The 12,739-nt window shown below is 62.1% G+C and carries 11 protein-coding genes; 1 reads left to right on the forward strand and 10 read right to left on the reverse strand.

Going from position 1 to position 12,739, the window contains the following annotated elements; genetic code table 11:
* Both HNQ83_RS30055 and HNQ83_RS30060 read right to left on the reverse strand, forming a co-directional pair.
* The coding region (locus HNQ83_RS30055; protein ID WP_175392469.1) for a YgcG family protein at positions 1-693 on the reverse strand (693 nt) is incomplete at its 3' end.
* 8 nt (positions 694-701) lie between these two features.
* Positions 702-1,307 carry a LemA family protein gene (locus HNQ83_RS30060; RefSeq protein WP_175392470.1) on the reverse strand — a complete coding sequence of 202 codons (606 nt, stop codon included), beginning with the start codon at positions 1,305-1,307 and terminating at the stop codon, positions 702-704.
* A gap of 258 nt (positions 1,308-1,565) precedes the next feature.
* On the opposite strand from HNQ83_RS30060, the gene bglX reads away from it, so the two are divergent.
* The gene (gene bglX, locus HNQ83_RS30065) at positions 1,566-3,857 is read left to right on the forward strand and encodes a beta-glucosidase BglX (protein ID WP_175392471.1); all 2,292 of its coding nucleotides are present in this window, start codon (positions 1,566-1,568) and stop codon (positions 3,855-3,857) included.
* Positions 3,858-3,989: 132 nt separating this feature from the next.
* Here bglX and HNQ83_RS30070 read toward each other — a convergent pair whose 3' ends face one another.
* The 8 genes from HNQ83_RS30070 to HNQ83_RS30105 all read right to left on the reverse strand — a co-directional run bounded on the left by HNQ83_RS30070 (position 3,990) and on the right by HNQ83_RS30105 (position 12,591).
* A complete protein-coding gene (locus HNQ83_RS30070; protein WP_175392472.1) occupies positions 3,990-5,147 on the reverse strand; it encodes a phosphatidylserine/phosphatidylglycerophosphate/cardiolipin synthase family protein in 1,158 nt (385 codons plus the stop codon).
* A 1-nt stretch (position 5,148) separates the two neighbouring features.
* A complete protein-coding gene (locus HNQ83_RS30075; RefSeq protein ID WP_175392473.1) occupies positions 5,149-5,739 on the reverse strand; it encodes a YceI family protein in 591 nt (196 codons plus the stop codon).
* Positions 5,740-5,969: 230 nt separating this feature from the next.
* Complete coding sequence (locus HNQ83_RS30080; protein ID WP_175392474.1) at positions 5,970-6,740, reverse strand: IclR family transcriptional regulator; 771 nt, start codon at positions 6,738-6,740, stop codon at positions 5,970-5,972.
* Between the two features lie 134 nt (positions 6,741-6,874).
* Positions 6,875-8,317, reverse strand: a complete 1,443-nt coding sequence (locus HNQ83_RS30085; protein ID WP_175392479.1) for an amidase — start codon at positions 8,315-8,317, stop codon at positions 6,875-6,877.
* A gap of 2 nt (positions 8,318-8,319) precedes the next feature.
* Positions 8,320-9,630, reverse strand: coding sequence for a citrate-proton symporter (locus HNQ83_RS30090; protein ID WP_175392475.1), 1,311 nt, complete (start codon positions 9,628-9,630; stop codon positions 8,320-8,322).
* Positions 9,631-9,711: 81 nt separating this feature from the next.
* A complete protein-coding gene (locus HNQ83_RS30095; protein WP_175392476.1) occupies positions 9,712-10,887 on the reverse strand; it encodes a M20 aminoacylase family protein in 1,176 nt (391 codons plus the stop codon).
* Positions 10,888-11,170: 283 nt separating this feature from the next.
* A complete protein-coding gene (locus HNQ83_RS30100; protein WP_175392477.1) occupies positions 11,171-11,500 on the reverse strand; it encodes an amidase in 330 nt (109 codons plus the stop codon).
* Entirely contained in the window at positions 11,497-12,591 is a 1,095-nt protein-coding gene (locus HNQ83_RS30105) for a serine hydrolase (protein ID WP_175392478.1), read from the reverse strand. Before HNQ83_RS30105 ends, HNQ83_RS30100 begins: the two co-directional genes overlap by 4 nt.
* Positions 12,592-12,739 lie beyond the last annotated feature (148 nt).

A 12,739-nucleotide genomic window follows, 5' to 3' on the forward strand; every position in this document is an offset into this window, starting at 1 on the left:
GCCAAATCCGCCTCCTCCAAAGCCGCCACCGCCGAAGCCGCCCGAGCCCCCCGAACCGCCACGACCGGCGGGAAGAATACCGAGCATCTGGCAAACAAAAACAGTCAGGATGAACAACAACAGCAAAAACACGAACAACCCCGGATGCCGCGAAACGAAATCGTCACCGGGATCGCCGCTGGATTCATACACTGTCGACGGTTCGTCCAGGGGATTACCGCCCAGCACCACCAGCATCGCCGCCACGCCGTCGCTGATGCCTTTACTGAAATTTCCGGTCTTGAATGCCGGGGTGATCACCTGATTGATGATGACCGAGCTTTGCGCGTCGGTCAGACGATCTTCCAGGCCATAGCCGACTTCAATCCGCAGTTTGCGCTCATCACGGGCGACAATCAGCAAGGCGCCGTTGTTCTTGTCTTTCTGGCCGATCCCCCAGTAACGACCCAGTTGATAGCCGAAGTCGGCAATGTCGGTGCCCTGCAGGTCCGGCAACGTCACTACCACAAGCTGCTCACCGGTGACTTTTTCATGGGCCTGAAGCTGTTGCGTCAGCTGCTCGCGCACCGATGGCTCGATCATCTGGGCGTTATCCACCACCCGCCCGGTCAGCTCGGGAAACTTCAATTCGGCCTGGACCGCCAGGGCAAAGACCCACAGCCACAGCAGCAGGCCTGCTTTCAACACGCGCATGGGCAACCTCAGAATTTGACTTCGGGCGGTTTCTCCGAACCTGGCGTGGCCTCGAAGGTCTCGCGAACCGGCAGGTTGCTGTACATCACGCTGTGCCACAGGCGACCGGGGAATGTGCGGATCTCGGTGTTGTACTTTTGCACCGCCAGGATGAAATCGCGCCGGGCCACGCTGATCCGGTTCTCGGTGCCTTCAAGTTGCGACTGCAGGGCGAGGAAGTTCTGGTTGGCCTTCAGGTCCGGATAGCGCTCGGACACCACCATCAAGCGGCTCAAGGCGCCACTGAGCTGGTCCTGCGCTTGCTGGTACTGCTTGAGTTTTTCCGGGTTATCCAGGGTGGAGGCATCGACCTGGATCGAGGTGGCCTTGGCCCGGGCCTCGATCACCGCGGTCAGGGTCTCCTTTTCATGGGCGGCATAGCCCTTGACGGTTTCCACCAGGTTGGGGATCAGGTCGGCGCGACGCTGATACTGGTTTTGCACCTGCCCCCAGGCGGCCTTGGCCTGCTCATCGAGGGTCGGGATGTTGTTGATGCCGCAGGCGGTCAGCAACGTGGCCAGCACCAGCAAGGTGGCGACTTGCAGCCGCGACCGGTAGGACTGTCGTACATTCATCACAGTGATACTCCCTTCACATTGCATGGAAAAAACAACCGGCGACCCTCTCGGCTGGCTCTTGGGGCATAATCGGCCGCGCCACTGGATTGCATCGGGGCAATGGGCTAAAAGATGCCCTGCGCAAAAAACCATCGGCATTCAGTTGCCGTTTTTCGGCTGTCGTTTTCGAAGCAGCCCCCGAACAACAATAGACGCTCCCTAAATTTTGGCTGGCCGGCGAGTCCATCGCCGTTTGGGCCCTTGAGAAAACAATTCATGAAGAAGCTGTGTTTGCTGGGCCTGTTCGTCAGCCTGGCCAGTCATACCGTATTGGCCGCCACGACGCCCGCACCTCTGGAAAACAAGGACGCTTTCGTCAGCAACCTGATGAAGCAGATGACCCTCGAAGAAAAAATCGGCCAGTTGCGCCTGATCAGCATCGGCCCGGAAATGCCCCGGGAACTGATCCGCAAGGAAATCGCGGCCGGCAACATCGGCGGTACGTTCAACTCGATCACCCGCCCGGAAAACCGTCCGATGCAGGACGCGGCCATGCGCAGCCGGTTGAAGATCCCGATGTTCTTCGCCTATGACGTGATCCACGGCCATCGCACCATTTTCCCGATCCCGCTGGCCCTGGCCTCGAGCTGGGACATGGACGCCATCGGCCTGTCCGGGCGGATCGCCGCCAAGGAAGCCGCCGCTGACAGCCTCGACATCACCTTCGCGCCGATGGTCGATATCTCCCGCGACCCGCGCTGGGGCCGTACCTCCGAAGGCTTTGGCGAAGACACCTATCTGGTGTCGCGCATTGCCGGCGTGATGGTCAAGGCGTTCCAGGGTGCCGGCGCCAACGCCGCCGACAGCATCATGGCCAGCGTCAAGCACTTCGCCCTGTATGGCGCGGTCGAGGGCGGTCGCGACTACAACGTCGTCGACATGAGCCCGGTCAAGATGTACCAGGACTACCTGCCACCGTACCGCGCGGCGATTGACGCCGGCGCCGGCGGCGTGATGGTTGCGTTGAACTCGATCAATGGCGTGCCCGCCACCGCCAACACCTGGTTGATGAATGACCTGTTGCGCAAGGAATGGGGCTTCAAGGGCCTGGCGGTCAGCGATCACGGGGCGATTTTCGAACTGATCAAGCACGGCGTTGCCGCCGACGGTCGCGAAGCGGCGAAGCTGGCGATCAAGGCCGGCATCCACATGAGCATGAACGACACCCTGTACGGCAAGGAACTGCCGGGCCTGCTGAAATCCGGCGAAATCCAGCAGAGTGACATCGACAACGCGGTGCGCGCGGTACTGGACGCCAAGTACGACATGGGCCTGTTCAAGGACCCGTACCTGCGCATCGGCAAGGCCGAGGATGATCCGGCCGACACCTACGCCGACAGCCGCCTGCACCGCGCCGAAGCCCGCGACGTGGCCCGCCGCAGCCAGGTATTGCTGAAGAACAGCAACGAAACCCTGCCGCTGAAGAAAACCGCGAAAATCGCCCTGGTCGGTCCATTGGCCAAGGCGCCGATCGACATGATGGGCAGCTGGGCCGCCGCCGGCCGTCCGGCGCAATCGGTGACCCTGTTCGATGGTATGAGCAATGTGATCGGTGACAAATCGACGCTGATCTACGCCCGTGGCGCCAACATCACCAGCGACCCGAAAATCCTCGGTTACCTGAACTTCCTCAACTTCGATGCACCGGAAGTGGTCGATGATCCGCGTCCGGCCAACGTGTTGATCGACGAAGCGGTGAAAGCGGCCAAGGACGCCGATGTGGTCGTGGCCGCCGTGGGTGAATCCCGCGGCATGTCCCACGAATCGTCGAGCCGCACCGACCTGAACATCCCGGAAAACCAGCGCGCGTTGATCCGCGCCTTGAAAGCCACCGGTAAACCGCTGGTGCTGGTGCTGATGAACGGCCGCCCGCTGTCGATTCTCGAAGAGAACGAACAGGCTGACGCCATCCTGGAAACCTGGTTCAGCGGCACCGAGGGCGGCAATGCCATCGCCGACGTGCTGTTCGGCGACTACAACCCGTCGGGCAAACTGCCGATCTCCTTCCCGCGCTCGGTCGGCCAGATTCCGACCTACTACAACCACCTGACCATTGGCCGGCCGTTCACGCCGGGCAAACCGGGCAACTACACCTCGCAGTATTTCGATGACACGACAGGCCCGCTGTTCCCGTTCGGCTACGGCCTGAGCTACACCGATTTCAACCTGAGCAACATGGCCCTGTCATCGACCACGCTGAACAAGACCGGCAAGCTCGACGCCAGCGTCACGGTGAAAAACACCGGCAAGCGCGATGGCGAAACCGTGGTGCAGTTGTACATCCAGGACGTGGCCGGCTCGATGATCCGCCCGATCAAGGAACTGAAGAACTTCCAGAAAGTGATGCTCAAGGCCGGCGAACAGAAAGTCGTGCACTTCACCATCACCGAGGACGACCTGAAGTTCTACAACGCCCAACTCAAGTACGCCGCTGAGCCGGGCAAGTTCAACGTACAGATCGGCCTGGATTCCAGGGACGTGACGCAGCAGAGCTTTGAATTGCTCTAATCCTTCAAGCCGTATGATGTACCTGTAGGAGCGAGCCTGCTCGCGATTAGGCCCTAACATCCAACATCATTGTTGACTGTCAGGTCGCCATCGCGAGCAGGCTCGCTCCTACAGTGGTTTTTGGTGTGGCGGCTATCCCCTTCGATCCAACAGATTCACCACCACCCGATCCACCCACCCCCACACCCGCTGCTTCACCCGCCGCCACAGCGGCCGGCGTTGCCATGCCTCCAGGCTGACCTCCTGGCTCTGGGCAAAGTCCCTTTCGAAACTCGCCGCCACCGCCCGGGTCAGTCCGGGGTCCAATGCTTCGAGATTGGCTTCGAGGTTGAAACGCAGGTTCCAGTGATCGAAATTGCACGAGCCGATGCTCACCCAGTCATCGATCAGGACCATTTTCAGGTGCAGGAAACACGGCTGGTACTCGAAGATCTGCACGCCAGCCTTGAGCAGTCGCGGATAGTACCGATGCCCGGCATAACGCACCGACGGGTGATCGGTACGAGGCCCGGTCAGCAACAAGCGCACATCGACGCCTCGGGACGCCGCGCGGCGCAGTGAGCGACGGACTTTCCAGGTCGGCAAGAAGTACGGCGTGGCCAGCCAGATGCGGCGTTGGCCGCTGTTCAACGCACGAATCAGCGATTGCAGGATGTCCCGATGCTGGCGGGCGTCGGCATAGGCGACCCGGCCCATGCCCTCGCCCGTGGAAGGCACGCGGGGCAGGCGTGGCAGACCAAAATGCGCGGCGGGTTTCCAGGCACGACGGTGGCGGTTGGCGATCCATTGACGATCGAAAAGCAGTTGCCAGTCCATCACCAGCGGACCGGTGATTTCCACCATCACTTCATGCCACTCGCTGATGTCTTCCCCCGGTGTCCAGAACTCATCGGTAACGCCGGTGCCACCGACCACGGCCATCGTTTGATCAACCAGCAGCAATTTTCGGTGATCACGATAGAAGTTGCCGACCCAGCGCCGCCAGCTCAGGCGATTGTAGAAGCGCAGCTCGACCCCGGCGGCCATCAGCCGCTGACGCAAGGTCAGGGTGAAGGCGAGGCTGCCGTAATCGTCGAACAGACAACGCACCCGCACACCGCGCTCGGCAGCCTGGACCAGTGCCTGGACCATGGCCTCGGCGCAGGCACCCGCCTCCACCAGGTAAAGCTCCAGTTCGACTTGTTCCTCGGCGCGGGCAATCGCCACCAGCATCCGTGGGAAGAATTGCGGGCCATCGATCAGCAGTTCGAAGTGGTTGCCTTCACGCCAGGGAAAGATTGCGCCGGCCATGTCAACGCGCCGTGAAGATCAGTACCGCACCCACCGGCACCGACAGGCTGATGGCCGACAGGCCGGCGACCTTGCGCAACCCCTCCAGACCCGGCGCCAGGTCGAAATCCTCGGCATTGATCACCAGCGGCTCCAGGGTCACCACCTGAAAACGCCGGTCATCAAGGCGTGTGGCCAGCAATTGGGCGTTGTACGTGTGTTGCTTGCCATGCAGATCGACCGTCAGCGGCAGGCGCAATTCCAGTTGCGCGCCGGGGGCAAGATCGTTGATCGGTCGCAGATCGATCTGGGTGGTGATCAACGCTTCGGGAAAGGTCTGGATTTCGAACAGGTCCTTGCGCATGCGTTCATCGCGCAAGGGAATGCCGCTGTTGATCGATTCGAGCTCGACTTCCACCTGCGCCAGGCCCTTGGGATCGACCTTGCCGTGCAGCACCAGGAAGCGCTGCACTTCGGAAACATTCGCGTTTTTGGTGCTGACGAACGACAGCCGCGAAGACTCGCCATCGAGATACCAATCGGCCTGTGCCGACAGGGACGCGCCGGCCAACAGCAGGATGGCGAGGGTTTGGGTGACAGACCGCATGAACATAGAGACTCGTGGGGGCGAATAAACCTGTGCTGAACCTTAACTGGCCTGACACAGGTTGCAAACCTTCTTCGAATGAACCGCATTCCTCTGTGGCGAGGGGATTTATCCCCGTTCGGCTGCGAAGCAGTCGTAAAACCTGCAACTGCAGTCTGTCTGGTGAAACTCATTGCCTGGTTTTGGGAGCGCTTCGCACTCCAACGGGGATGAATCCCCTCGCCACAAAAGCGCGCTCAGGCCATCGCCTGCTGCACATCGCCAATCGTGGCAGCCAGGCTATTGAGGTGCAGGCTCAACACCCGCTCCACTGGCGCCTGATCCATCGGCCAGTGCAACGCCATGCTGCCGACCAGCCTACCCTCGGCATGGATCGGCAAGGCGACAGCGCGGATCAGGAATGGCAGGCGTACCGGGTATTCCCAATAACCTTCAGTGCGCTGGCCAAAGCCCTGATGCAGCGCCTGTTCGGAGGCGTTGAACAGGGACTCGTCATTCAGTCGCTCTCGCGCAGCCAGGCGCTCCACTTCATGGCCTTGCAGTTCGCCCAGGCAAGCGCGGCCCATCGCCGAATGAAACAGGCTGGCGTGCTGGCCGACGATCTGGCAGTTGTTTGGATAGCGTTTGCGCAACACCGTGGGGATCGCGCTTTCCATGACCTCCACCCGCTCGCCGTCGAAGCACGACAGGTCCGCCACCAGCCCGGTGCGCTCGCTCAACTCCAGCAACAGCGGTGCGGCGTTCTCCACCAGGCGCCGCTTGAAGCGCAGCCGACTGTCACCGAACAGGCGCTTGGCGCACAAGCGGTAGCGCCGATCGCTCAAGCCGCGATAGATCCAGCCCTGCTCCTGCAAGGTCAGCAACATGCGCGACACCGTGGCCTTGGGCAGGGTTGTCAGGTAGTGCAACTCTTCCAGACCCAATGCCTGATGCTCGCCCAGCAACTCGACGATTGCCAGGGCGCGCTCCACGGAGCGTACGCTGCCGGTTTCTGCCTTGCTGTCCATGTGATCGATCTCCAAAGCCCTAATGCCAGTCAGTTAAGCTGAAAACAGACGTGTGGCGAGGGGATTCATCGAATCCCCTCGCCACAGATTACTCTTCGTCTGTTTTACTTCTTCACTGACTGACATTGCACTAATCAGACCAATTGCAGACAACCGGGCGGCTGTCGCTTGACCCATTGAGTCAGCTGTTCATGGGCGTAAGCCAGTTGCAGTACAGCACGGTCGGCCTGTGCCGGACCGATGATTTGCAGGCCCATCGGCAAGCCGGCCGGGTTGAAACCCACCGGTACGTTCATGGTCGGCAGACCGGCGAGGGTTGGCCCAATCACCACTTCCATCCAGCGGTGATAGGTGTCCATGCCCTGCTCGCCGACGACGCGCGGCCAAGGGGTCTGTGCCTCAAAAGGGAACACTTGGGCGGTGGGCAGCAACAGGAAGTCGTAACGTTCGAACAACGCGTTCAAGGCCCGATACCAGTCGCTGCGACTCACCGACGCTTGATAGACGTCCGCCGCCGTCAGCCGCAGGCCGCCCTCGACTTCCCATCGGGCTTCGGGTTTGAGTTGCTCGCGCTTGTGCGGATCGGCATACAGCGCGCCGAGGCTGCCTTGCACCAGCCAGTGGCGGTGCACCAGCCAGGTCTGCCACAAACGCTCCATGGAAAAGTCCGGCTGGCAGGCCTCGACCTTGCAGCCCAGCGCTTCGAAGTCCGGCAGCGCCGACTCGCAGAGGCTCATCACCCCGGGGTCCATCGGCAGGTAACCGTTGTAGTCGCCCAGCCAGCCGAGCCGGATACCGTTGAAATCCTGCGCCAGCGATTGATGGAAAATCTCCGGGTCTTGCGTCAAAGACAAGGGTACACGCGGGTCGTAACCGGCCTGGGTGCCGAGCAAGCGGGCGACATCGGTGACGGTGCGGCCCATCGGCCCTTCTGTGGCCAGTTGCTGGACAAACACCTCCGGTGCCGGGCCATGGGGCACGCGGCCCAGGGACGGACGAAAACCGAAGACGTTGTTGAACGCCGCCGGGTTGCGCAGCGAGCCCATCATGTCGCTGCCGTCGGCCACCGGCAGCATGCGCAACGCCAGCGCCACCGCCGCCCCGCCGCTGCTGCCGCCGGCAACCCGCGTCGGGTCGTAAGCGTTGGTGGTGGTGCCGAACACGCTGTTGTAGGTCTGCGAGCCGAGGCCGAATTCCGGGACGTTGGTCTTGCCGATGATGATCGCCCCGGCATTGCGCACCCGCGCCACGCTGATGGCGTCTTGTTGCGGGACTTGCTCGGCAAACAGCGGCGAGCCCATGGTCGTGCGCAAACCGGCGGTGGCCGCCAGGTCCTTGATCGCTTGCGGCATGCCATGCATCCAGCCGCGGGACTGGCCCTTATCCAGCAGTCGGTCGCAGGCGTCGGCCTCGGCCAGCAGCTCTTCAGGCGGGCGCAGCGAAACCAGTGCGTTGACCTGCGGATTGAAGCGCTCGATTTGGGTCAGATAGGCCTGCATCACTTCACGGCAGGACACCTGGCGTGCATGAATGGCCCGGGACAGCGCATCGGCGTCCAGTTCGACAATCGGATGGATGCTCAAGGTTTCACTCCAAGGTCAAGTTCGACGGATGGCCTGGCTCGCGGTGCTTCATGCATGCAGTAAGTCCCCAACAGCGTCAGCAGGCAAGCGAACAACACATAGAAGGATGGCGCCACCGGCGTGGCCAACACCTTGCTCAGCCAGGTGACGATCAGCGGGGCGAAACCGCCGAACACCATGACCGCCACGTTGTAGGCGACCGAGACGCCGGTGGAGCGCACTTCAATCGGAAACTGCTCGGCCAGTGCCGTCGGGGCCGGGCCGAAGAAGCCGCCAATCGCACTGCACAACAACAGCTGCATCACCAACAGACGCTCCACCGAGGGCGCTGCCGCCACCCACACGTACAGCGGATACACCATCACGAAAAACGCCAAGGTGAAGGCCATCAACACCGGACGGCGGCCGAGGCGATCCGACAGCGCACCGGACAATGGAATGACCACGGTCATCAGCGCTACCGCGAGCATCTGCACCAGCAGCACCTGATCCAGCGGCAGCCCGAGGTTCTTGTGGGCAAAGGTCGGCATGTTCACCAGCACCACATAGAACGACACGGTCGCGCCACAGGCCAGGCCCATCGACACCAGAATGCTGCGCCGATGTTCGCGGATCACTTGCAGCAAACCCGGGCTCTCGCCCTTGGCCTGTTTACGCGCCTCGAGGAACTCTTCCGGCTCTTCCATGTGCTTGCGAATCCACAAGCCCACCGGGCCGATCAGCAGACCGATCACGAACGGAATCCGCCAGCCCCAGCTGTCCAGCGCCTCGGGGGACAGCAGGTGCGTGAACAAGGCCACCATGCCCGCACCGGAAAACACCGCCAGGCATTGCCCGACCAACTGCCAGGAGCCATACAGTCCCTTGCGGTGGGCTGGCGCACTTTCCACCAGGAAGGCCGTGGCGCTGGCGTACTCGCCGCCGGTGGCGAAGCCTTGCAGCATTCGCGCGACCACGATCAACAGCGGCGCGCCCATGCCGATCGCGGCATAGTTCGGCGCGAAGGCAATCAGCGCGATGGACACGGTCATCAGGCGGATGATCATTTGCATCGCCGCCTTGCGGCCTTTGCGATCCGAATACATGCCCAGCAATATGCCGCCCACCGGGCGCATGAAGAAGCCGACACCGAAGGTCGCCAGGGCCATCAACAGCGAGGCGTATTCGTCTTCGGACGGGAAAAACTGCCGGGCGATGATGCTCGCCAGAAAGCCGTAAACAATGAAGTCATACCATTCCAGCGCGTTGCCGATAACGGCGGCGACCACCTGCCGGGTACGCGAAACGCCAGTGCTCGAAGTCTGCATGGGGAACTCTCCAAAAACCTGTTGGGTGATGCCGGGCGCGACTTAGCGCACCCGGTCCAGCGGCAGTAGAAAGTGAAAGGGTCAGGCCGGCTTGAGCCAGCTCTCGGCCAACGCGCCCCAGTACGCCGCGCCGGTCAGCAGGATCTCGTCGTTAAAGTCGTAGGCCGGGTTGTGCACCATCGGCCGTGATACGCCGTTGCCAATGAACAGGTAGGCGCCGGGGCAGCGTTGCAGCATCCAGGCGAAGTCTTCGCTGCCCATGAGTTTGGGGGTGTTGCCGTCGACGGCATCGGCACCGACCAGCTCGACGCCGACTTGTCGGGCGAACTCGGTTTCAGCGGCGTGGTTGACCAATACCGGGTAGGCCGGACGGTGTTCGATGGTCGAGGTGCAACCGAAGCTGCGGGCCTGGGATTCGATGATTGCGCGTACCCGCTCCAGGGTTTGTTCGCGTACCTGAGCATTCAGCGCGCGCAGGCTCAGACGCAGGATCGCCTGTTGCGGGATGACGTTGGCCGCTTCCCCGGCCTGCAACGCACCGACCGTCACCACCGCCGCCTGCTGTGCATCGATATTGCGCGCAACCACGGTTTGCAACGCCATGACCACGCTGGCCGCCGCCACCAGCGGGTCCACCGCCAGATGCGGCATCGAGCCGTGACCGCCAACACCTTCAATGGTCACCGTGAGCAGATCCTGCGAAGCCATCATCGGCCCTTCGCGAAAGCCCAGGTGCCCCGCCGGCAGGCCCGGCATGTTGTGCATGCCGAACAGGGCGTCGCAGGGAAAACGTTCGAGCAAGCCATCGGCCAGCATCGCTTCTGCGCCGCCCTGGCCTTCTTCGGCCGGCTGGAAAATCAGGGTCAGGGTGCCGTCGAATTGGCGGGTCGCCGCCAGGTAACGCGCCGCCCCCAGCAACATGGTGGTGTGGCCATCGTGCCCGCAGGCATGCATGCAGCCCTGATGCCGGCTGCTGTAGGCCGCGCCGGTGTTTTCGATGATCGGCAGCGCATCCATGTCCGCCCGAATCCCCAGTTTGCGTGGGCTGCTGCCGTTGCGCAGGACGCCGACCACGCCCGTCTTGCCGATGCCGGTGTGTACCTCGTAGCCCCACTCTTTCAAGGATTGGGCCACCAGCGCCGAGGTACGGTTTTCTTCGAAGCCGAGTTCCGGGTGGGCGTGAATGTCGTGGCGGGTGGCGTGCAGGTCGCTGGCGACGTCGTTGAGCCAGGCAAGAATATGCTGATGTCGGGTCATGACGATTGTCCTCGGGCCGGGTGTATTCCCGTTCTTTTTGTTCGTGGTGATTTCGCGACACATCAAGGCAGGTCGCGCTCACCGCCAGATAACCGCGAGTCGCGCGCGAGGACAATCGAATATGGTTCCACGGTGTGGAACCTGAGGAACCGATGAATTGAAACTCACATAAAACCCTGTGGGAGCGAGCCTGCTCGCGAATGCATTTGCAGCTCCACTGCTTGTGTCGCGTCTGCCGACGCTTTCGCGAGCAGGCTCGCTCCCACAGGTGTTGTGTATGGAGTCAGGGGTTCAGGCGACAGCCCTGACGCTCGCTGATCCACACCGCGCTGTTGCTGCGCCCCATGCCGCTGACAGTGACGCGCTTGGTCCCTGCGTCATCGGTAAAACCGCTGATGGGCAGCCACTGCTTCACATAGCTATGGCAGTACTCGACATCGTTATTCATCACGTACAGGCACGAGCAATATTCCTTGGCGGTGTAGGCGCTGATGATGTCGGGGAATGCCCACAGCGCCACGCGTTCCTGCCAGATCCAGCCGAGCAGGACGACCAGCAGAATCAACAACAACGTGCTGAACGGCCTGCGACGCACAAAGGAGCGACGGCTCATGGCTGCACCTTCCCGGCAAAGGCCTTGAGCGCAAGCTTGAGCAGTTCGTTGTGCCGGTAGCTGCCGTCGCGATCATCGCCGTAACGCACGATCACCAGGTTTTCGCTGGGGATCACGTACATCGCCTGCCCCCAATGGCCCAGCGCGGCGAAGGTATCGGCGGGGGCATCGGGCCAGGGTTGGGTCGCGCTATCCACCGCCCGGTTCAGCCACCAGTGGCCGCCGGGCACCGCATCATCCTGATGGGCTCGATAGCGCGCGAACGGCTCGCGGTTGAACGCGACCCAATCCCTGGGCAGCAATTGCCGCTCGCCCCAGCGACCGTCGCGGGCCATCAACAGACCGATGCGGGCCAGATCCCGAGCCGTGAGATAGGCATAGGACGAGGCGACGAACGTGCCCGTGGCGTCGGTTTCCCAGACGGCATGACGGATGCCCAGCGGCTCGAACAACGCGGTCCACGGATAGTCGGCATAGCGGTCCGGGCCGACGATGGTTTTCAGCGCGGCGGACAACAGGATGCTGTCACCGCTGGAATAACGAAACGCCTGCCCCGGTGCGGCGTAGGTGTCGTGATTGGCGGTGAACGCGGCCATGTCCGGGTGACCACGGGTGTAGAGCATGGCCACCACCGAGGATTTCAAGGGTGCGTATTCATAGTCTTCCTGCCAATCGATACCGGATGCCCAGTGCAGCAGGTCGGCCATTGTCATGTCAGGGTGTTTTTTCAGTGGCGGATAGAAGTGGGCAACCGGGTCCTGCAGTTTGAACCGGCCTTCGCCATAGGCCACGCCGAGGACCGTGGCCATCAGGCTCTTGCTGATCGACCAAGTCAGGTGCGGGGTGTCGGCGGTGGTCGGGCCGGCGTAGCGTTCGTAGATCAACTGGCCGTCGCGGATGACCAGCAAGGCGTCGGTGCGGATGCCTTGGTGGGTGGTGTCATCGCGGGGTGGGAAGGCGTATGCCTCAAGTGCCTGAAGCGCCGGGCCGGTGATGGTCGGACCGGTGGGCCATTGCTCGGTGGGCCAGTTTTCAGCGTGGGCCGAGAGGCTGAGCAACAGGATGAAAAACAGGGACAAGCCTTTGAACATGTTGGAGGCTCTTGGGATTAACCTGCTGAGCCTAGTCGAGGTTGATGACAGTTCCGGGATTTGTGTTGCTTGTGATATCGCTTTCGCGAGCAGGCTCGCTCCCACAGGGGAATGCATTTCAAACTGTGGGAGCGAGCCTGCGCGCGAA

It is taken from the genome of Pseudomonas sp. C2B4 (assembly GCF_013359695.1).
Lineage (GTDB): Bacteria > Pseudomonadota > Gammaproteobacteria > Pseudomonadales > Pseudomonadaceae > Aquipseudomonas.

Excerpts from the sequence above, each read along its gene's own strand:
- HNQ83_RS30060 (WP_175392470.1), bottom strand. The coding sequence starts at position 1,307 with ATGAATGTACGACAGTCCTACCGGTCGCGGCTGCAAGTCGCCACCTTG.
- bglX (WP_175392471.1), top strand. The coding sequence starts at position 1,566 with ATGAAGAAGCTGTGTTTGCTGGGCCTGTTCGTCAGCCTGGCCAGTCAT.
- HNQ83_RS30070 (WP_175392472.1), bottom strand. The coding sequence starts at position 5,147 with ATGGCCGGCGCAATCTTTCCCTGGCGTGAAGGCAACCACTTCGAACTG.
- HNQ83_RS30075 (WP_175392473.1), bottom strand. The coding sequence starts at position 5,739 with ATGTTCATGCGGTCTGTCACCCAAACCCTCGCCATCCTGCTGTTGGCC.
- HNQ83_RS30080 (WP_175392474.1), bottom strand. The coding sequence starts at position 6,740 with ATGGACAGCAAGGCAGAAACCGGCAGCGTACGCTCCGTGGAGCGCGCC.
- HNQ83_RS30090 (WP_175392475.1), bottom strand. The coding sequence starts at position 9,630 with ATGCAGACTTCGAGCACTGGCGTTTCGCGTACCCGGCAGGTGGTCGCC.
- HNQ83_RS30095 (WP_175392476.1), bottom strand. The coding sequence starts at position 10,887 with ATGACCCGACATCAGCATATTCTTGCCTGGCTCAACGACGTCGCCAGC.
- HNQ83_RS30100 (WP_175392477.1), bottom strand. The coding sequence starts at position 11,500 with ATGAGCCGTCGCTCCTTTGTGCGTCGCAGGCCGTTCAGCACGTTGTTG.
- HNQ83_RS30105 (WP_175392478.1), bottom strand. The coding sequence starts at position 12,591 with ATGTTCAAAGGCTTGTCCCTGTTTTTCATCCTGTTGCTCAGCCTCTCG.